Here is a 21,202-nt window from a genome sequence, read left to right as displayed (position 1 = left end):
ACTGGTTGGGGCCAGACCGTAGCGCCAAGTACCGCCAACTAAAAGGGGAGTTGAGTAAATTCCTCGCAGATTGCTTTCGACTCTTCACACGTCTTGACGTCGTCGCGGCACGTCTGCACAGTGGGAGCGCTCCCACTGGTCAGAGCTTGTGCGCAGCCGCTCCTCCCATCCCGTCTCCCCGAGCCGCGAGGAGAACCATCCGCATGTCGTCACATCCCCCACCCGGATTCCACGGACGACGCAAACTGCTGACCGCGTCCGCCACGGCCGTGGCCCTCTCCCTCCCCCTGGGCCTCACGGCCGTCGGCGCCACCACCGCCGCGGCCGCAGCGGTGCAGTGCAGCGTCGACTACAAGACCAACGACTGGGGTTCGGGCTTCACCGCCGAACTCACCCTCACCAACCGGTCCGCGACCGCTCTCGACGGCTGGAGCCTCAGCTACGACTACTCCGGCAACCAGCAGCTGACCAACGGCTGGAACGGCACCTGGTCCCAGTCCGGCAGGACGGTCAGCGTCACGGCCCCGGACTGGAGCAGGACCGTCGCCGCCGGCGCGGCTGTCACCGCCGGCGCCCAGTTCAGCTACAGCGGGACCAACGCCGTCCCCACTTCCTTCGCCGTCAACGGCACCCCGTGCACCGGAGCTCACCAGCCCCCGGTCGCCGTCCTGACCAGCCCCACCGCGGGCGCCGTCTACACGGCGGGTACGCCCGTCCCGCTGGCCGCCACCGCCGCCGCGGCCGACGGCGCCACCGTGGGCAAGGTCGAGTTCTACAGCGACACCACGCTCCTGGGCACGGACACCACGGCGCCCTTCACCCTGGATGCCACCGGCCTCGCAGCCGGTTCCCACTCCCTCTACGCCAAGGCCTACGACAGCCTCGGGGCCTCCGCCGAGTCTGCACCCGTCGGCATCACCGTCGCCGCAGGCCCCGCGCTCGTCGCCACCCCCGCGCAGCTCTCCGTACGCCGCGGGGAGACGGGCACCTTCGATCTGAAGCTCTCCAAGCAGCCGGCCGCGAACGTCACGGTGGGCGTGGCCCGCACCTCGGGCAACACCGACCTCTCCGCGGCACCTGCCACGCTCACGTTCACCCCGGCGAACTGGAACACCGCCCAGAAGGTGACGGTCACCGCCGGGACCACCGGCAGCGGCGCCGCCGTCTTCACCGTGACCGCCCCCGGTCACGCGAAGGCCGAGGTGACGGTCGCCGAGCTGGCTGCCGACTCCACGTACGACGCCCGTTTCCTCGACCTCTACGGGAAGATCACCAACCCGGCCAACGGCTACTTCTCGCCCGAGGGCATCCCGTACCACTCCGTCGAGACGCTGATCGTGGAAGCCCCGGACCAGGGGCACGAGACGACCTCGGAGGCCTACAGCTATCTGATCTGGCTGCAGGCGATGTACGGAAAGATCACCGGGGACTGGACCAAGTTCAACGGTGCGTGGGAGACCATGGAGAAATTCATGATCCCCACCCATGCCGACCAGCCGACGACCGGCTCCTACAACGCCTCCAAGCCCGCCACCTACGCACCCGAGCAGGACCTCCCCTCGCAGTACCCGGCCAAGCTCGACGGGGGAGTCGCCGCCGGCGCGGACCCGATCGCCGCTGAGCTGAAGAGCGCGTACGGCACGGACGACATCTACGGCATGCACTGGCTCCAGGACGTCGACAACGTCTACGGCTACGGCAACGAGCCCGGAAAGTGCTCAGCCGGACCGACCGCGACCGGACCCTCGTACATCAACACCTTCCAGCGCGGACCCGAGGAATCGGTCTGGGAGACCGTGCCGCACCCCACCTGCGACAACTTCACCTACGGCGGCAAGAACGGCTACCTCGACCTCTTCACCGGGGACGCCTCCTACGCCAAGCAGTGGAAGTTCACCGATGCCCCGGACGCCGACGCGCGCGCCATCCAGGCCGCCTACTGGGCCGACGTCTGGGCGAAGGAACAGGGCAAGGGAACCCAGGTCACCGCGACCGTCTCCAAGGCGGCCAAGATGGGTGACTACCTGCGGTACTCCATGTTCGACAAGTACTTCAAGAAGGCCGGGAACTGCGTCGGCCCGACCGTCTGCCCCGCCGGCACCGGAAAGGACAGCGCGCACTACCTGATGTCCTGGTACTACGCCTGGGGCGGCGCCACCGACACTGCGGCCGGCTGGTCCTGGCGGATCGGCTCCAGCCACGCACACAGCGGATACCAGAACCCCCTCGCCGCCTACGCGCTCAGCGAGTACGCCCCGTTGAAGCCCAAGTCACCGACCGGCGCCACGGACTGGGCGACCAGCCTCGACCGGCAGCTGGAGTTCTACCGCTGGCTCCAGTCCGACGAGGGCGCCATCGCGGGCGGCGCGACCAACAGCTGGCAGGGGCGCTACGCACAGCCCCCGGCCGGGACCCCCACCTTCCACGGCCTGTTCTACGACGAGAAGCCGGTCTACCAGGACCCGCCGTCCAACCAGTGGTTCGGCTTCCAGGCCTGGTCCATGGAGCGGGTCGCCGAGCTCTACGAGCAGACAGGCGACGCGGGCGCCAAGGCCGTGCTCGACAAGTGGGTCGGCTGGGCCCTGTCGAAGACCACGATCAACCCCGACGGCACCTACCGGATCCCCTCCACCCTCAAGTGGTCCGGCGCCCCCGACACCTGGAACGCGTCGGCTCCCGGCGCCAACGCGGGCCTGCACGTCACCGTCGCCGACTACACCGACGACGTGGGCGTGGCCGCCGCGTATGCCAAGACCCTGACCTACTACGCCGCGAAGTCCGGGAACGCCGAGGTCAAGCGGGTCGCCAAGGCCGTGCTCGACGGCATGTGGGCCCATCACCAGGACCCGCTGGGCCTCTCCGTCCAGGAGACCCGGACCGACTACAAGCGCTTCAACGACCCGGTGTACGTGCCCAGTACGTGGACCGGAAAGATGCCGAACGGCGACACGGTGAACTCCTCGTCCACCTTCGCCTCGATCCGCGGCTTCTACAAGAACGACCCGGCCTGGCCGAAGGTAGAGGCCTACCTCGCGGGCGGCGCCGCGCCCGTCTTCACCTACCACCGGTTCTGGGCCCAGGCGGACATCGCCCTGGCCATGGGCTCGTACGCGGAGCTCCTCGAATAACAGAGCGCCCCGCCCGGAGACGGCTCCGCGTACGACGAGGCCGGGCAGGCCCTCAGAGCCTGCCCGGCCCCTCCGCGCGTCCACCCGTCACGCGCGTCCACCCGTCACACGCTCTCCAGGAAGCCCGGTCCGCGTCGATGTCCGTGACGGGGGGACGCGCCGGGCTTCGAGCGGTTCACAGTCCCAGTGCGAGCCGGTGGTATGCCTGGTTCCAGCGGAGATCGCGCCGGAACTGCTTCGGGATGGTGGTCTCGTCGATGAGCGCGAGTTCCATGCGGAGCATCTCGGCCAGGTCGTCGAGGTGGTCGGAGGTGAGGGCGGTGCTGAGGACGGTGTGGTGCGGTCCTCCGGCCGTCAGCCAGGATTCGGTGGAGGTCCGCAGGTCGGGGCGGGGCCGCCAGACCGCTCGGGCGACGGGCAGGGAGGGCAGCGGGTGAGGGGGTGCCACCACGTCGATGTCATTGGCGATCAGGCGGAAGCGGTCGCCGAGGTCGGCGAGCCCGACCACTACGGCCGGGCCGGGGGCCGCGTCGAACACCAGGCGCACCGGGTCCTCCCGCCCGCCGATGCCGAGGGGGTGGATCTCAATGCTGGGGCTGGCGGTCGCGATGGTGGGGCAGACTTCCAGCATGTGTGCGCCGAGGATGAGCTCGTTGCCGGGAGTCATGTCATAGGTGTAGTCCTCCATGAAGGAGGTGCCGCCCGGGAGACCGGTGGCGGCCACCTTGAGGGCGCGCAGCAGGGTGGCGGTCTTCCAGTCGCCTTCTCCTCCGAAGCCGTACCCCTGGGCCATGAGCCGCTGGACCGCGAGGCCGGGCAGCTGGCGCAGTCCGCCCAGGTCCTCGAAGTTGGTGGTGAAGGCTCCGAAGCCGCCCGTTTCGAGGAAGGTGCGCAGGCCGGCTTCGATGCGGGCCGCGTAACGCAGCGAGTCGTGCCGTTCGCCGCCCGGTCGCAGTTCCGGTGCCAGGTGGTACAGGTCCGCGTACTCCTCGACGAGGGAAGCCACCTCGCTCTCGTCCGCGCTGTCGACGACCTCCACCAGGTCGTTGACGCCGTAGGTGTTGACGGAGACGCCGAAGCGCAGCTGGGCCTCGACCTTGTCGCCCTCGGTGACGGCCACGTCGCGCATGTTGTCGCCGAAGCGGGCGACCTTGAGGGTGGCCAGTTCGGATCGCGCGGCGGCCGCCCGCGCCCAGACCGCGACGCGTGCGGTCGTGACCGGGTCGGTGACGTGGCCGGCCACGGTCTTGCGGGAGACGCCGAGACGGGCCTGGACGTGCCCGAACTCGCGGTCCCCGTGGGCGGCTTGGTTGAGGTTCATGAAGTCCATGTCGATGGTGTCCCAGGGCAGGGCCACGTTCGACTGGGTGTGCAGGTGCAGCAACGGCTTGCGCAGCGCGTCCAGTCCGGCGATCCACATCTTGGCCGGCGAGAAGGTGTGCATCCAGGCGATGAGCCCGATGCACCGGTCGTCGGCGTTCGCGTCGAGGCATGTCCGGCGGATGGCGTCGGCGTCGGTCAGTACCGGCTTCCACACGACACGTGCGGGAATGCCGGAGGCGTCGGCCAGGGTGGTGGCGATCTGCCGCGACTGGTCGGCGACCTGCTTCAGGGTCTCCTCCCCGTACAGGCCTTGGCTGCCCGTGAGGAACCAGATTTCCTGGGCGGGAGATGTTCGGCTGGGCACATGGACTCCTGAAGGTGACGTCCCGCAACGGGGTGGGGGCAGCGGGCGGTGGGGAAGTGGTTACGAACAGCAGGCCGGGGTCAGCCCCCGGTTCGGGTCGTGTCGCGGATGCTCCTCAGCCGGTGCAGCAGGCCGCCGACGGCGAAGTGATCGTGCAGGAGCTGGTATTCGGCGAAGAGGGCGTCGTAGGCGTCGGCCCGGGCGGGGTCGGGCGTGTAGACGGCGGGCAGCCGGCGGCCCATGGCCGCGGTGGCCGTGCGTACGTCCGCGTGCGCGCCGGCGGCCACGGCGGCGTGGATGGCCGACCCGAGGGCGGGGCCCTGGTCGGACGCGGCGAGCGAGACGGGGCGGCGGAGCACGTCGGAGTAGATCTGCATCAGCAGTTCGTTCTTGGCCAGTCCGCCGGCGACGATGAACTCGTGCACCGGTACGCCGCCGGCTTCCAGGGCCTCCACGATGACGCGGGTGCCGAAAGCGGTGGCTTCGAGCAGGGCGCGGTAGACGTCCTCGGGGCGGGTCGCGAGGGTGAGGCCCACGATGACTCCGGAGAGGTGGTGGTCGACGAGGACAGAACGGTTGCCGTTCAGCCAGTCGAGAGCGATCAGTCCGTGTCCGCCGACCGGCTGGCCGGCGGCTTTGCGGGTCAGCAGGGTGTGCAGGTCCTCGCCGCGGTCGGCGGCCTCGGCGAGGTAGTCCGAGGGGACGCCTTGGTCCAGTACCCAGGCGAAGATGTCGCCGACCGCGCTCTGGCCGGCCTCGTAGCCGTAGGTTCCCTCGACGATCCCGCCGGCCACGACACCGCAGATGCCGGGGACGTCGGCGAGGAGGGGGGCGTTCACGACGTGGCAAGTGGAGGTGCCCATGATGGCGAGCAGCGAGCCGTCCTCGACGGCCTGGGCCGCCGCCGCGGTGACATGGGCGTCGACGTTGCCCGCGGCCACGGCGATGCCGGGGCGCAGCCCTGTCCACGCTGCCACCTCGGTACTGAGCGAGCCCACTCGTGAGCCCAGCGCGGAGAGGGGGAATTCGAGGCGGGTACGTGCGAAGTCGGCGAACCGGGGGTTCAGCGCGGCCAGGTACTCCTCGCTCGGGTAGGCGCCGTCCTGGTGGATGCCCTTGTATCCGGCCGTGCAGGCGTTGCGGGACTCGGTTCCGGTGAGCTGCCACACGATCCAGTCGGCGGCCTCGATCCACCGAGCGCAGGTGTCGTAGACGAGCGGATCCTCCTCCAGGACCTGGAGAGCCTTCGCGAACTGCCACTCGGCGGAGATCCGGCCGCCGTAGCGGGCGATCCACTTCTCCCCGCGGGCGTGGGCGAGTTCGTTGATGCGGTCGGCGTGCGACTGGGCGGAGTGGTGCTTCCACAGCTTGGGCCACGCGTGCGGCCGTGCGGCGAGCTCGGTCTCGGCGAGGGGGGTCCCGTCGGCCAGCGTGGGCAGGACGGTGCAGGCGGTGAAGTCGGTGGCGATGCCGATCACCGCGGCGGGGTCGATCCCGGCCGCCGCCAGGGCCTGCGGGACGGCGTGACGCAGTACGTCCCGCCAGTCCTGGGGGTGTTGCAGGGCCCAGTCCGGAGGCAGCGGCGCACCGCACTGCGGCAGGTAGCGGTCGATGACGCCGTGCCGGTAGACGTGGACCGCCGCGGCCAGCTCCTGACCGTCGCGAACCCGCACCACCACGGCGCGGCCCGACAGCGTGCCGAAGTCGACGCCGACCGTGTACTGCTCCGATTCCTCGGAATACGGGGCGGGCGCGAGGGGGCGGGGTGAGGTCAACGGAGTGCCTTTCGAAGGAGCCGCGGGGCGGCGGGCGGCGGCCCGGCAGGCGGCGTTGCCGCCCGCGATCGTGGCGGTCGGCCGGGTGGTCCAATGCAATGCATTGTGAGCGCTAACAATGCCGATGGGCAAGGGGTCTGCGTGGATCACGTGTGAGCTCCGTCGGCGCGGTGGCCTCCGTATACGACGGCCCGGATCGATCTGCCTTCGGTGTGGCGCGGGTTGCGTCTTCAATCCGGGTGGTGGGAACGATGGCCTCGCGAACGGATCGAGGTCCGCCTCGTTGCCGCGCCCGAGGCGGTAACGGGGAGGTAACGTGCGCAAGGGGGTTGAGAACCTGGCTTGTTAGCGCTCACAATGCCACGGTGCCCCCCTCCCAAAGGGGTCCTCTCCTGCCTACCCGGACACCGGCCGCCCCGGCCGTCGTGCACCGCGGCACTCCTGGGACTCCTGGTGGGCAAAGCCCGGTCCCGGCCGTGCGGCGCCTCTTCCTGTACACCCTGAAAGGACACCCGACATGGCTCGCAGAGCAGTTTTCGTCCTCACCGCCGCCCTTCTCACCTCCTCGTTGACCGCCTGCTCGACCAGCAGCCCCGCCTCCAGCTCCCCTTCGGAGGCCAAGGCGGGGTCCGGCAAGACGATCACGCTCGGCTTCGCTCAGGTCGGCGCCGAGAGCGGTTGGCGCACCGCCAACACCAAGTCGGTCCAGGAGGCGGCGAAGAAGGCCGGGATCACCCTCAAGTTCTCCGACGCGCAGCAGAAGCAGGAGAACCAGATCAAGGCGATCCGCAACTTCATCCAGCAGAAGGTCGACGTCATCGCCTTCTCGCCGGTCGTGGAGTCCGGCTGGGACACGGTGCTGAAGGAGGCCAAGGACGCGGGCATCCCGGTCATCCTCACCGACCGCGCCGTGGACACCAAGGACACCTCCCTCTACAAGACCTTCCTGGGCTCGGACTTCGTCAAGGAGGGCAAGTCCGCGGGCGAGTGGCTGACCGCCGCTTATGCGAACGAGCAGGGCCCGGTCAACATCGTCGAGCTCCAGGGCACCACGGGCTCCGCACCCGCCAACGACCGCAAGGCCGGCTTCGCCGACGCCATCCGCGCCGACGGCAAGTTCAAGATCGTCGCCTCGCAGACGGGCGATTTCACACGCGCCAAGGGCAAGGAGGTCATGCAGGCGTTCCTGAAGTCCCAGAAGGACATCGACGTCCTCTACGCCCACAACGACGACATGGCCCTCGGCGCCATCCAGGCCATCGAGGAGTCCGGCAAGAAGCCCGGCACGGACATCAAGGTGATCTCGGTGGACGGGATCAAGGACGCCTTCGTCGCGATGACCGAGGGCAAGATCAACGTCGTGGTGGAGTGCAACCCGATGCTCGGTGACCAGTTGATGGAGCTGACCAAGAAGGTCGCGGCGGGGGAGAGCGTGCCGCCTCGCATCGAGACCCAGGAGGGTGTCTTCCCGCAGGACAAGGCCGCGGCGGCGCTGCCGTCCCGGAGCTACTGACGCGGCAGGTCCCGGTGCGGGAGGAGGCCCGGCCCGGGCCGTCTCTTTCGGCTCGGCCGACAAGATCAGAAAGAGACGACCCAGGTGCCTCCTCCACAGTCGGCAGCCCGCTCCACCACCCCACCCATGAGAGGAGGGCGGATGGCATCCCCGTCCACCACCCCGCGGCCCACGGACGCGGGTGGCCCGCGACCCGTCCTGGAAGCCCAGGGCATCCGCAAGCAGTTCCCGGGCGTGCTCGCCCTCGACGGAGTCGCCCTGCGGCTCTTCCCCGGTGAGGTGCACGCCCTGATGGGCGAGAACGGCGCCGGGAAGTCCACCTTGATCAAGGTGCTCACCGGTGTCCACCCCGCCGACGGCGGCACCATCCTGGTCGACGGCCGGCCCCACGCGTTCGCGGACCCCCTCCAGGCGCAACAGGCCGGAATCAGCACCGTCTACCAGGAGGTGAACCTCTGCCCGAACATCTCGGTCGCCGAGAACATCCTCATCGGGCGCGAACCGCGCCGGTTCGGTCTCATCCACTGGTCCGCGATGCGGCAGCGGGCGGCCGAGCTGCTGACGGAACTGGACCTTGACCTGGACGTCACCAGTCTGCTCGATTCGCATTCCCTGGCGGTACAGCAACTGGTCGCCATCGTCCGGGCGGTGGACGTCTCGGCGAAGGTGCTCGTGCTGGACGAACCCACCTCCAGCCTGGACCGCGAAGAGGTCGCCCAGCTCTTCACACTGGTGCGGCGCCTGCGGGACCGCGGTGTGGCCATCCTGTTCGTCACGCACTTCCTCGACCAGGTATTCGACCTCTGCGACCGCGTCACCATCCTGCGCAACGGCCGACTGGAAGGCGAGTACCCCATCGGGGAACTGACGCCGGTGACGCTGGTACAGCGCATGATCGGCGGAGAGCTGGCCACCCTCGACCAGCTGTCCGGCCGTGCCCACGAGGAAGCGGCCGTACGGGCGGCCGGCGAGCCGTTCCTCCGGACGCGACAACTGACCCGCACGGGCTCGATCGAACCGTACGACCTCGACATCCACGCCGGCGAGGTCATCGGACTGGCGGGCCTCCTGGGTTCGGGCCGCACCGAGGTGGCGCGCCTCCTGTTCGGCGCGGACAGCGCGGACGCCGGAGAGGTGAGCATCGAGGGCGAGAAGGTGGTCCTGCGCACCCCCCGCCACGCCATCGCCCGGGGCATCGCCTTCTGCTCCGAGAACCGCAAGTCCGAGGGGGTGGTGGGCGAGCTCACGGTCCGAGAGAACATCATCCTCGCCCTGCAGGCCGCCCGCGGCTGGACCAGGCCGCTGGCCCGCGCGAAACAGGACGAACTGGCGCGGCACTGGATCGAAGTCCTGGACATCCGGCCCGCCGACCCCGAAGCGCAGGTACGCCACCTCAGCGGAGGCAACCAGCAGAAGGTCCTGCTCGCGCGTTGGCTGCTGACCGACCCCCGGCTCCTGATCCTCGACGAACCCACCCGGGGCATCGACATCGGGGCCAAGGCGGAGATCCAGAAGCTCGTGGCCCGCCTGGCGGGCGAAGGCACCTCCGTGCTGTTCATCTCGGCGGAACTCGAAGAGGTCCTGCGCCTGAGCCACCGCATCGCCGTGCTCCGCGACCACCGCATGGTGGCCACCCTCGCGAACGACGACACCGTCACGCCCGAACGCCTCCTCACGACCATCGCCACCGGAACGGACTCATGACCACCCACCCCGCCAAGTCCGAGGCGGCCGGCGCAATCGGGAGACGACTGGCCGGTCACCGCCTGCTGTGGCCCGCGCTCATCCTGTTCGCCCTGCTCCTCGGCAACCTCGCGTTCCACCACGACTTCTTCTCCGTCCGCATACGCGACGGCCACCTCTACGGCAGCCTCATCGACATCCTGCAGTTCGGTGCGCCCCTCATCCTGGTGGCGCTCGGCATGACCCTGGTCATCGCCACCCGCGGGATCGACCTCTCGGTGGGTTCCACCGTCGCCATCGCCGGCGCCCTCGCCTGCGGGCACATCTCCACCGCCGCACATCCCGGCAGTGTCGTCACCATGCTCACGGCCGTCGCCCTCGCGCTCGGCGTCGCCCTCGTGCTGGGCCTGGCCAACGGCTTCCTGGTGTCCGGGCTGGGGGTGCAGCCCATCGTGGCCACCTTGATCCTCATGGTCGCGGGACGCGGTGTCGCCCAGCTGATCACCGACGGCCAGATCATCACGGTGACCAGCGCGCCCTACAAGATGATCGGAGGCGGCTACTGGCTGACCTTCCCCTTCGCCGTCCTCCTGGCAGCCGCCCTCGTCGCGCTCGCCGCCTTCGTCACCCGTCGCAGCGCACTCGGCATGCTGATCGAGTCCGTCGGCGGCAACCCCGCCGCCAGCCGCCTGGTCGGCATCCGGGCCGGCGGTCTGCTCGCCCTGGTCTACGTCTTCAGCGCGCTGTGCGCCGCCACGGCCGGGCTGATGATCAGCTCCAACGTCTCCAGCGCCGACGGCAACAACGCCGGCCTGTGGATCGAGCTCGACGCGATCCTCGCCGTCGTCGTCGGTGGTACCGCCCTGACCGGAGGACGCTTCTCCCTCGGCGGCACCGTCCTGGGCGCCCTGGTCATCCAGACCCTGTCCACCACCGTCTACACCCTCGGCGTCCCACCCGAGACCACCCTCGTCTTCAAGGCCTTCGTCGTCATCGTCGTCTGCCTCGTGCAGTCCCCGGTCTTCCGGGCCAAGGTCCTGCGCCGCCGCAGGACGACCACTCCCCGATCCCACACCACAGCGGGCGCCGCCCCGCAGCAGCAGGAGGTAGGCGCATGAGTACCGGCATCGCGAGCTCCGCCGCGCAACTCACCCGCTCCTTCGCGACCGTGTCCCCGCGCACCCGCACCCGTATCCCACTGATCGTCACGGCCGTCCTGCTGGTCGTCATGTTCAGCGTCGGATCGGTGCGCTACGAGGGCTTCCTCTCCGCGCAAGTCGTACTGAACCTGCTGATCGACAACGGATTCCTCCTGGTCGTCGCGGTCGGGGCGACCTTCGTCATCCTCACCGGCGGCATCGATCTGTCCGTCGGCTCCATGGTGGCCCTGTCGACCATGCTCACCGCCTGGCTTGTCGAGTCGCACGGCTGGCCCCTGGCCGCCGTCATCCCCCTCGTCCTGCTGGTCGGCGCCGCGAGCGGGACGCTCATGGGCTGGATCATCCACACCTTCGAGATCCAGCCGTTCATCGTCACCCTGGCGGGCATGTTCCTCGCCCGCGGGCTCTGCTACACGATCAGCACCGAATCCATCACGATCAGCGACCCCACCACGGCCGGAATCGCGCAGACCCGGCTGTACGGCCCGGGGGGCCTGTTCGTCTCGATCCCGGTGGTCATCGCCCTGGCCGTGCTGGTGATCGCCTTCGTCGTACTGCACCACACGCGCTTCGGCCGCAACGTGTACGCGATGGGCGGCAACGAGTCCTCCGCCCGCCTGATGGGTCTTCCGGCGGGCTCCACCAAGATCGCCGTATACGCCGTCAGCGGCCTGTGCTCCGCACTCGGCGGCCTACTGCTGACCTTCTACATGCTCTCCGGCTACGCCCTCCACGCCATGGGCATGGAACTCGACGCGATCGCCGCCACCGTGATCGGCGGCACGCTGCTGACCGGCGGTTCCGGCTTCGTCCTGGGCACCGCCCTCGGCGTGCTCGTCCTCGGCATGATCCAGACGGTCGTCAACTTCCAGGGCACGCTCAGCTCCTGGTGGACCCGGATCGTCATCGGCGCCCTGCTGCTCGCGTTCATCGTGCTGCAACGTCTGATGAGCGGCCGCCGCCCGGCCACCGACTGACTGACTCAGGTTCCGGCTCCGCAGCCCATCAGCCCGTGCCACCGCGTTCGCGCGCCGCGATCACAGCCCGCTTCCCGGCGCGCCCTCCGGTGGACCGACTTCCGGGGAATACCGCCATGGAACACGCATACGAATCTGTCGACCAGGCCGCCGAGCCCAGGCAGACTGCCGCCAGTCCGAGGACGGTCCGCCCCCTGCGCCCGGACGACGAAGGACCGGGGGAGAGGTGGCGGTTCGGCTTCCCCGGCCGGGCCTGCGCGGAGGTCCACACGCGCGGCGCCCGCCTCCATTCCCTGATCCTGCCGGACCGCTGGGGCCACACCGCCGATGTGGTGCTCGCCGCCCGCGACTTCGGCGCTTGCGAGGGCTCCGCACGCTACTTCGGTGCGACGGTGGGCCGTTACGCCAACCGGATCGCCGGCGGCCGGCTCGTCATCGACGGCGTCACCCACCGGCTCGCCACCCAGGAGACCGGGCACACGCTGCACGGCGGTCCCGACGGGTTCGACCAGCGCGTGTGGGGTTGCGAACCCTTCCACTCCGCGCACCGCACCGGTGTCCGTCTGTCCTTGCACAGCCCCGACGGCGACCAGGGATTCCCCGGCGCCCTCAACGTCCGCGTCACCTACACGCTGGACCGGGACGACAACCTGACCCTGTCGTACCAGGCGGTCGCCGACGCGCCGACGATCGTCAACCTCACCAACCACGCCTACTGGAACCTCGAAGGGGAGGGACGCGGCAACGTCCTGGCCCACCATCTCCAGGTCGAGGCCCCCCTCTACACCCCCGTCGACGGCGAGTTGATCCCCGACGGCCCCCACCGCTCGGTCAGCGGCACCCCGTTCGACCTTCGTCGGCCCCGGCGGCTCTCCGACGTGCTGACCCAAACGGATGCGCAACTGGCCCTCGCGGGTGGCGGCTTCGACCACAACTGGGTCCTCGACGGCGCCCGGCGAGCCCGTCCCCGCAAGGCCGCCGTGTTGTACGCCCCCGCATCCGGCCGCCGGATGGACGTGCTCACCACGGAACCGGGCATCCAGGTCTACTCCGCCCAAGGCCTGACCGGTGACATCACGGGCAAGGGAGGCAGGCCCTACCAGGCCTACGCGGGGGTCGCGCTGGAGACCCAGCACTTCCCGGACTCCCCGAACCGCCCCGACCACCCGACGGTCCTGCTGCGCCCGGGCGAGCTGTACCGGTCCACCACGATCCACAGTTTCACCACGGTCACCGCCTGAGAGGGGCGGCGCAGGCCGTGTCCGCGCCACGTTCCCCCTACGAGGTGCCCTCGGGGCCCGGCTCCCTGCGGAGGGGGGGCAACAGCCCGGCAAGTGGGGGTCATTCGCCGGGGGGAGCGATCCTGCGGGCCGTACTGGCGCGCACGATGAGCTCGGGCGCCACCACCAGGTGCGTCGACTCGTCGGTCCGGCCCTCGATGTGGTCCAGGAGCAGCCCGATGCTGTCGCGGCCGAGCGAGGCGAAGTCCTGCCGGATCGTCGTCAGCGGGGGCGGGAAGAACTCCGCCTCGGGGATGTCGTCGAAGCCGGCGACCGCCACGTCCTCGGGCGTGCGCAGGCCCGCTTCCCGCAAGGCTCGTAGGACACCGAGGGCCATCTGATCGTTGGCGACGAACACCGCCGTGAGGCCGGCTCCACCCCCTCGTGACGCCAGGACCCGGCCCGCGAGCTGCTGGCCGGCCTGGTATCCCGACAGCGGACTCCAGTCGCCTCGCAGCACGGGCGGCACGTCGGCGCCGGCATCGCGCAGCGCGTCCTCCCACCCCTGCGTGCGGGCCTCGCTCTCGAGCCAGTCGGGAGGGCCTGCCACATGCCACACGGTGGCGTGACCCGAAGCGAGAAGATGCTCCGTGATCAGGCGAGCGCCGAGGCTCTGGTCCAGCGACACCCCCGGCAGGTCGAGGGTGTGGCCGCCTTCCACGGTGACCACGGGGCACGGTGCTTCCAATGCCGCCAGCGCCCTCACCGCGGCGCGCTGGGGAGTGACGGCGACGATCCCCTCCACGCCCCACCCGGCGAGATGCTGCATGGCTTCGGCGAGGGCCGTCTGCGTGGCGGTCCGAAGCGTGACGGCGGACGTCAGGTAGCCGCGGTCCCTGGCCGCCTCCTGCACTCCGGCCACCGTGCTGGCCGGCCCGTGCAGAGTGGTGTTCACCGCGATGACGCCCAGCGTGTGGGTCCGGCGAGTGGCCAGGGCCCGGGCTGCCGAGTTACGGCGGTACCCCAGCTGCTCGATGACCTGTGTCACGGCGGCCCGGGTCTTGGCGCTGACGTTCGGGTGGTCGCTGAGCACCCGTGAAACGGTCTGATGGGACACGCCGGCGACGCGTGCGACGTCCGTCATGGTGGGCGCTCGCGAGACGTCTGGGAGCTGGGTCAACTCTCTTCCTTTCCTCATCGAGCGGCCTTCCCTCAAGGTACCGAACCAGCCGCGGCCCGCACATGTCCCGGACCAGCCGGGAGTTCGTCGATCAGGATCGATGTGGGCGTTCACATTATGCAGCGTTGATCGCGTGATGTGGGCATGAATCTTCTCGTACCTCTTGAGATTACTGCTTGTTAGCGTTAACAATTCGATCGGGGTAGCTGGATGGGTGGGATAGCTGCGACAGCGCAGGCGCGATGCCCGGTGCGGCCCCCGATCAGTCCAGCCCGCTCATGCGCGACCGCGGGGCCGGCGGGACGCCGGTCCGGGGAAACCGCCGCGCATGTCAGACAGACGGTGAGAGCGTAGTGAGCGAGACCATTCTCAAGGACCTCCGTCGCGAGGTCCTAGCGGCCAACCTGCGCATCCCGGAGGCCGGTCTGGCCACCCTCACCTGGGGAAACGTCAGTGGAGTGCATCGAGACGCCGGCGTCTTCGTCATCAAGCCGTCCGGGGTCTCCTACGCCGACCTCACCGAGGACGACCTGGTGGTGGTGGCGCTGGAGGATGGGCGGGTCGTCGACGGACACCTCAGGCCGTCCACCGACACCGAAACCCATCGGTGCCTCTACCGGGCCTTCCCCTCCATCGGCGGCGTCACCCACACGCACTCCGTGCACGCCGTCGCCTTCGCCCAGGCACGCCGCCCGATCCCCGTGCTCGGTACGACACACGCCGACACCTTCAACGGACCCGTTCCCGTGACGGCGGACCTCACCGCCGAGCAGTGCGCGCAGGACTACGAGTACAACACCGGACAGGTGATCGTCGCCCGGCTCGACGGCGACCCCCGCCGGGCCGATGAGGTCCCCGGCGCGCTCGTCTCACGGCACGGCCCCTTCACCTGGGGCGCCACCGCGGAGGCTGCGCTGGAGAACGCCATCGTCTGCGAGGCCGTGGCGGAGATGGCGCTGCACACGCTGGCGCTGGGCTCCCGCCTCGGAGACACCTCCGAACCGCCGAGGCATCTGCTGGAGCGGCACTTCACCCGTAAGCACGGACCGGACGCGTATTACGGCAACGCCCCTCACGCCCCGGGCGTCTGAGGCCGCCCGCGCACCGCCTCGCGACGCGGCGACCTGCGGCAGGATGCCGGCGGCACCAACGGGGGATGGGGCGTCGGGCGATCGCGAGGTGCTGTCGCCCGCGCCGCGTGACCTCGACCCGCTGAGTGGACGCCTCACGGTGCCGATGCCACGGTGCCGGCCGAGCGCGACCACCCGCACTTCGGTCGTCGGCCCGCCCTCGTCACCCCCCGGCGGCGCGGGCCGGATCACCTGGGCAGGCTCTGCGCCGGGGCGCTACCTTGCCCGGTCGCTGATCGAGTGGCTGGCGCCGACCGGCTGGCGCCGACCGGCTGGCGCCGACCGGCTGGCGCCGACCGGCTGGCGCCGACCGGCTGGCGCCGACCGGCTGGCGCCGACCGGCTGGCGCCGACCGGCTGGCGCCGACCGGCTGGCGCCGACCGGCTGGCGCCGACCGGCTGGCGCCGACCGGCTGGCGCCGACGCCCCGCAGCGGCTGGCGCGACCTGCCCGCGTCCGTCACCGCCGCGGCCGGCACCTTCCCGGACGGACGCCGCGTCCACGGGGGTCGTGACGGGGCTGGCCATCCGTCGATGTCCAGGCACCCACGCAGCCCGCCGATGGGCTGGACGGCACCTCGATCCCGGCCGACGGTGGGTGAGGCTCGGGGGATGGGGAGCGCGAGTCTCCTTCGCGGGGTCGGCGCCGCCGCTGATCGCCGGTTTCGGGCCACCGGTTCACGTGAGCCGAAGCTGTGGTGGTAGTCGGCCTGTTCTCGGATGCGGGTCGGTCAACTACCGGTTCGTACCGGTGACTTGACGGGTCCGTCAGGTGCCTGGCTTGATTGGGAGCGCTCCCACTCTGCGCCCGCATCCACCGAGGAAGGCTTCACCGTGCCTCCTGTCACCTCCGCCGGCGGCGTGCCACGTCGCGCGGCCGCCGTGCTCGCCGGCTTCGCGCTGGCGGTCGGCGGCTTGTCTGCGACCGCCCTGACCGTTCCGGTCGCGGCTGCCGCCACCGTGGCCGTCGCTGCCGACACGCCCGTCCGGGTCAACCAGCTCGGCTACCTGCCCGAAGGCCCCAAGCGGGCCACCGTGGCCAGCTCCGCGACCGCCCCGCTCGCCTGGCAACTGCGCGACGCCTCCGGCGCGGTGGCCGCCTCGGGCGCCACCACGGTGCGCGGCGCCGACCAGGCGTCCGGCCAGTCCACGCACCTGGTGGACTTCGGCGCGTACACCGGCACCGGCACCGGCTTCACCCTGGTCGTCGACGGCCGGGCGAGCCACCCCTTCGACATCTCCGCGTCGCTGTACGACGGACTGCGCGCCGACAGCATGTCGTTCTTCTACCAGCAGCGCAGCGGCATCGCGATCGACGCCGCCCTGGTGGGCGGCAGCGCCTACGCCCGCCCCGCCGGGCACCTCGGCGTCGCCCCGAACAAGGGCGACACCGGCGTCCCCTGCCAGTCCGGGGTGTGCGACTACCAACTGGACGTGCGCGGCGGCTGGTACGACGCGGGCGACCAGGGCAAGTACGTGGTGAACGGCGGCATCTCCGTCTGGGAGATGGTCAACTCCTTCGAGCGGGCCCGCCGTTCGGGCGGTGAGGCGGCGCTCGGCGACGCGACACTGCCGGTGCCGGAGCGCGGCAACGGGACGCCGGACGTGCTGGACGAGGCCCGCTGGGAACTGGAGTTCCTGCTGCGGATGCAGGTCCCGGCCGGGAAGCCGATGGCCGGGATGGCCTTCCACAAGATGCACGACGCCAAGTGGACTGCCCTGCCGATCAGGCCAGAACTCGACGCCGAGGAGCGTGAGTTGCACAAGCCGTCGACCGCCGCGACGCTGAACCTGGCGGCCTCGGCCGCGCAGTGTGCCCGGGTCTACGCGCCGTACGACGCCGCGTTCTCCGCGCGCTGCCTGGACGCGGCCCGCCGCGCCTGGACGGCCGCCAAGGCCAACCCGAACGTGCTCGCCCTGGCGAGCGACAACACCGGCGGCGGTGCCTACGAGGACGCCGACGTCTCCGACGAGTTCTACTGGGCGGCGGCAGAACTCCTCGCCACCACCGGCGAGTCCCGGTACCGGGACGCCGTCACCTCCTCCCCGCACCACGCCAAGCCCGTCGACGCGTTCTGGTGGGGCGGCACCGCGACGCTCGGCCGCATCACCCTCGCCACCGTCCCCGGCGTGACCCTGCCCGCCGACGACCTGACCCGGCTGCGCGGCCTGCTGACCACGGCCGCCGACGGCCACCTGTCCACCATGTCCGGACAGGGCTACGCGGTGCCGATCCCCGCCACCGGGTACGTGTGGGGCTCCAACAGCTCCGTCACCAACAACGCGATGGTGCTGGCCGTGGCGTACGAGATCACCGGGCAACAGCGATACCGGGCCGGAGCGTTGGAGTCCCTGGACTACCTGCTCGGCCGTAACGCGCTCGACCTCTCCTACGTCACAGGCTACGGCGACCGCTACTCCGAGAACCAGCACCACCGGTTCTGGGCGCACCAGAACGACGCCTCGCTGCCGCACCCGCCGGCCGGTTCCTTCGCGGGCGGGCCGAACGCCGGGCTGGAGGACCCGGTGGCCAAGGAGAAGCTCGCGGGCTGCGCACCGGCGGCGTGCTACGTGGACGACATAGGCTCGTACTCCACCAACGAGGTGGCCATCAACTGGAACGCCTCGCTGGCCTGGCTGGCGGCCTTCGCGGCTGAGCGGCGCGGTGCCCCGGCGGCGCCCGTGGTCCAGGTGGCACCGGCGGCCGTGACGGTCCCGGAGGGCGGCTCGACGCCGGTGGGCGTGCGGCTCTCGGCAGCGCCTGCGCAGAACGTGACGGTGACGGTGGCCCGGAACTCCGGCGACGAGGACCTGTCGGCAGCCGCGACCCTGGTGTTCACCCCGGCCGACTGGGCGACGGCGCAACAGTTTCCGGTCCTCGCCGCGCAGGACGCCGACGCGTCGTCGGGCAGCGCGACATTCACGGTCGGTGGTCCCGGCGTGCAGTCGGCGACGTTCACGGCGACGGAGGCGGACGATGACGCGTCGGCGGCCGCCTGCACGGTGGCGTACCGGATCGACAACGCCTGGGGCAGCGGTTTCACGGCGACGGTGACCGTGAGGAACACAGGAACCTCGACGATCTCGGGCTGGACCCTCGGCTGGAGCTTCGCGGGTGATCAGCGGATCAGCAACGGCTGGAACGCCACGGTGACCCAGTCGGGCAGCACGGTCACCGCCCGGGACGCCGGGTGGAACGGCACGCTGGAGCCCGGCGGCAGCGTGAGCTTCGGCTTCCAGGCGACGTATTCGGGTACCAACGCGATCCCGGCGCGCTACACGCTCAACGGTGCACTCTGCTCCTGAACGATCACCCGGCCTGCCCGCCCGCCGCACCGGAAACCGTGGTGCGGCGGGCCGCTCTCAGTGGGCTCAGCTCTGATGGAGGGGAGTCAGGGTGAACGCGAAGTCCGCCGGGCCGAGTTCGAGCCGGTGCTGAGGCAGGACACCGGGTCCCACGGCGGCGGTGCCGAGGCCCTGGACCGCGTGGTCGGTGTGGAGGTGGATCACCGGGCCCGGGACGAGATCGCTGGGGTGCAGTGCGGCGTCGAGCTGTTGGTCGGTCCAGCGGCGCGCGGCGAAATGGAACGGCTCTTCGCCCACGAAGCGCAGTCCGTTCCCGGCTCCGTCGGTGAAGGTGGCCCAGCGGATGTCCGCACGGTTCCCGTTCTCCTGGGGGCGCACGTAGGGCGTCTGCAGCTCGTCCACGGTCGCACGGAATCGTCCGACGCGAACTGCCTGACACGAGTCGGGGTAGGCCTCGCCCGGGCCCGCGCCGAACCATTCCACCTTCGACCGGTCGCCGGGAACCTCCCAGTCGAGTCCGATCCGGGCCAGCGAGCGTGAGCTGTTCCTGCGGACCAGCTCCCACCTCCACGCCCTCGAAGCGCAGCACGGCCGGCGTACCCGCCCAGGTGGCGGGCAGGTCGAAGGTCCGGCGGTAGTCCCCGGTCTCGTTCTCGTCCGGGACGAAGGGCGGGTCGACCGGGATCGGGCAGGCGATGTTGACGTAGACGGGCCGGCCGTAGCCGTGCAGCTGCCAGCGCGAGGGGACGCGAAGGGCGTCCCATGAGCCGTCGTCGAAGTCCGGGGCTTCGAATCCGTCCGGCTCCGGGCGCAGGGCAGGCGAGAACCGGAACGCCCAGTCCCCGTTGAGGTCGATTCTGGGGCATCGGAGTCCAGGGCCGCGCGCGGCGCCGCCCTGCCGTGGCCGGGTGCGTAGTCCTCGAAATAGCGTGCGGACGTGCGGAATCCTCCGGCGGTCGTAGGTGATGCGCGCGACCGTACTATCGAAGGCGTTTTGCGGGAAGCGCTGCCATCGGGGGACGACGACGGAGTGGAGCCAGGATGATCCTGGCTCCACTCCACGGTGCGGGCGTGTCACTGGAACTGTGCGAAGAACCTCCAGATCTCTGCCTTGGTCCAGGTCGTGACACCGCTCTCGTTGGAGGAGCCGTCGACCGGACCGGGCAAGTGGCCTCCGTCGAAGGCGGCCCATTGGACCGGGTACCCGGCACGGCAGCCCGAGTAGGTGGTGGTGATGTGCGTCCGGCTGCCCGGCGCGGGCTCGCGCGGGCCCTGGGAGGTGCAGCCGTTGTTGCCGACGAACCTGTCGCGCAGGGAACGTCCTTGCCCGATGTTGAGGACGGAGTCGCTGACGCCGTGGATTCCGAAGTAGGCGATGGGCTGGGCGCCGCCGCTGCACCCGCTGATCTCGCCGCCGGAGATGACCGCGACAGCCCTGAAGACGTTCGCCCGGGTGCATGCGAGTGCGTAGCTCATCCCGCCGCCCCAGCTGAAACCGGTGGCGAAACGCTGCGCCGTGTTGACGCAGAGGCCGCCCTCGATCCGCCGGATCATGTCGTCGACGAAGGTGACGTCCTCACCGCCCGGATTGGCCCAGCCGTTGTCGAGGCCCTGGGGGGCGACGAGGATCGCGCTGTTTTTGGACTGTTCCTGTTGGCCGTAGTAGGACCAGGCGTTCCCGCTCGTTCCGCCCGAGGCGACCTCGCCGGCGGTTCCGCCCCGCCAGTGGAACGCGAAGATCAGCCGGTAGGGCCGGCTGTTGGAGTAGTTGTCGGGAACCCTGAGGATGAAGCTGCGGCTCTTGCCGCTGCTCTGAATCGTGTGCGTACCGCTCGCCAGCGTCGGGGCGCTGCCGCATCCGCCGCCGGACGACAGCTTGACCATCTGCCATTGCTGGTTGGCGCCGCCCCAGTCGCTGTACTGGACGACGTTGCCGCCGTCGGCGGTGGAGGCGCCCTGCACCTCGACGGCCTTGCCGCTGTTGCGGTTGATCAGCCGGACGTGGCCCGCGTCGGAGTCGGCCAGCCGGAACTGCTGGTTGACCCCGTTGCCGTCGGCCCGCTGCGCGATCGCGGCACCGTCGGCGGTCGAGGCGCCGGCCACGTCGAGAACCTTGCCCGAATGCCGGGCCTTGAGCCGGTAGAAGCCGCCGCCGGAGTCCACGAACTGCCACTGCTGGTTGGCTCCGTCGTTGCGCGTCCACTGACTGACCCGCGCGTCATCGGCGGTGGACGCGCCATAGACGTCCAGCGCCTTGCCGCTGTTGCGATTGACCAGGGCGTACCAGGCATTGCCGTCCACCGTCGCCGCCTCGGCGGGCGCCGGCTTCACCGCGAAGAGCATGCCGATCGTCAGCGTCGCCGCCACCACGGCGGCCAACCGGGACCACCAGCGATGCCTTCGTGGAAGGGCGGGGGAAGCCGCACCGTAGGTCTTCATCGGTTC

The 21,202-nt window shown here is 70.4% G+C and carries 13 protein-coding genes and 1 pseudogene; 8 read left to right on the top strand and 6 right to left on the bottom strand.

The features are described 5' to 3' along the window. Positions 1-203: 203 nt before the first annotated feature. Positions 204-3,128, top strand: a complete 2,925-nt coding sequence (locus tag OG509_RS00395) for a glycoside hydrolase family 48 protein (protein WP_406179081.1) — start codon at positions 204-206, stop codon at positions 3,126-3,128. A 175-nt stretch (positions 3,129-3,303) separates the two neighbouring features. Here OG509_RS00395 and araA read toward each other — a convergent pair whose 3' ends face one another. Together araA and OG509_RS00385 are read right to left on the bottom strand one after the other, a co-directional pair. Further along, positions 3,304-4,815 (bottom strand): L-arabinose isomerase, encoded by a 1,512-nt coding sequence (araA, locus tag OG509_RS00390; RefSeq protein ID WP_406179080.1) that lies wholly within the window; start codon positions 4,813-4,815, stop codon positions 3,304-3,306. A gap of 80 nt (positions 4,816-4,895) precedes the next feature. Continuing rightward, positions 4,896-6,590, bottom strand: a complete 1,695-nt coding sequence (locus OG509_RS00385; protein WP_406179078.1) for a ribulokinase — start codon at positions 6,588-6,590, stop codon at positions 4,896-4,898. Between the two features lie 517 nt (positions 6,591-7,107). On the opposite strand from OG509_RS00385, the gene OG509_RS00380 reads away from it, so the two are divergent. The 5 genes from OG509_RS00380 to OG509_RS00360 all read left to right on the top strand — a co-directional run bounded on the left by OG509_RS00380 (position 7,108) and on the right by OG509_RS00360 (position 13,164). After that, positions 7,108-8,103: an ABC transporter substrate-binding protein gene (locus OG509_RS00380; RefSeq protein WP_406179077.1), complete on the top strand. Its 996-nt coding sequence runs from the start codon at positions 7,108-7,110 to the stop codon at positions 8,101-8,103. Between the two features lie 141 nt (positions 8,104-8,244). After that, positions 8,245-9,807, top strand: coding sequence for a sugar ABC transporter ATP-binding protein (locus OG509_RS00375; RefSeq protein ID WP_406179075.1), 1,563 nt, complete (start codon positions 8,245-8,247; stop codon positions 9,805-9,807). Continuing rightward, positions 9,804-10,904, top strand: a complete 1,101-nt coding sequence (locus OG509_RS00370; RefSeq protein WP_406179073.1) for an ABC transporter permease — start codon at positions 9,804-9,806, stop codon at positions 10,902-10,904. Before OG509_RS00375 ends, OG509_RS00370 begins: the two co-directional genes overlap by 4 nt. Continuing rightward, positions 10,901-11,923, top strand: coding sequence for a galactofuranose ABC transporter, permease protein YjfF (gene yjfF, locus OG509_RS00365; RefSeq protein ID WP_406179071.1), 1,023 nt, complete (start codon positions 10,901-10,903; stop codon positions 11,921-11,923). The genes OG509_RS00370 and yjfF overlap by 4 nt, the downstream gene beginning before the upstream one ends. A 116-nt stretch (positions 11,924-12,039) precedes the next feature. Then, positions 12,040-13,164, top strand: coding sequence for an aldose epimerase family protein (locus OG509_RS00360; protein WP_406179070.1), 1,125 nt, complete (start codon positions 12,040-12,042; stop codon positions 13,162-13,164). A 100-nt stretch (positions 13,165-13,264) separates the two neighbouring features. Here OG509_RS00360 and OG509_RS00355 read toward each other — a convergent pair whose 3' ends face one another. After that, on the bottom strand, positions 13,265-14,341 hold the full coding sequence (locus OG509_RS00355) for a LacI family DNA-binding transcriptional regulator (RefSeq protein ID WP_406179069.1): 1,077 nt from the start codon (positions 14,339-14,341) through the stop codon (positions 13,265-13,267). A 335-nt stretch (positions 14,342-14,676) separates the two neighbouring features. Here OG509_RS00355 and araD point away from each other — a divergent pair, with 335 nt between their 5' ends. Both araD and OG509_RS00345 read left to right on the top strand, forming a co-directional pair. After that, entirely contained in the window at positions 14,677-15,414 is a 738-nt protein-coding gene (gene araD / locus OG509_RS00350) for an L-ribulose-5-phosphate 4-epimerase AraD (protein WP_406179067.1), read from the top strand. An 871-nt stretch (positions 15,415-16,285) separates the two neighbouring features. Then, the gene (locus OG509_RS00345; protein ID WP_406179065.1) at positions 16,286-18,757 is read left to right on the top strand and encodes a glycoside hydrolase family 9 protein; all 2,472 of its coding nucleotides are present in this window, start codon (positions 16,286-16,288) and stop codon (positions 18,755-18,757) included. Between the two features lie 66 nt (positions 18,758-18,823). On the opposite strand, the gene OG509_RS00340 is transcribed toward OG509_RS00345, so the two are convergent. The 3 genes and pseudogenes from OG509_RS00340 to OG509_RS00330 form a co-directional block, all read right to left on the bottom strand. After that, positions 18,824-19,279: a beta-galactosidase small subunit gene (locus tag OG509_RS00340; RefSeq protein WP_406187436.1), complete on the bottom strand. Its 456-nt coding sequence runs from the start codon at positions 19,277-19,279 to the stop codon at positions 18,824-18,826. Positions 19,280-19,334: 55 nt separating this feature from the next. Beyond that, a pseudogene (locus tag OG509_RS00335) lies at positions 19,335-19,949 on the bottom strand (sugar-binding domain-containing protein); the annotation flags it as partial. Then, entirely contained in the window at positions 19,832-21,196 is a 1,365-nt protein-coding gene (locus OG509_RS00330) for an RICIN domain-containing protein (RefSeq protein WP_406179063.1), read from the bottom strand. The pseudogene OG509_RS00335 and the gene OG509_RS00330, both read right to left, overlap by 118 nt. Positions 21,197-21,202 lie beyond the last annotated feature (6 nt).

This window comes from Streptomyces sp. NBC_01006, from assembly GCF_045162725.1.
Lineage (GTDB): Bacteria > Actinomycetota > Actinomycetes > Streptomycetales > Streptomycetaceae > Streptomyces.
This window is presented reverse-complemented; position numbering and strand designations above follow the sequence as displayed.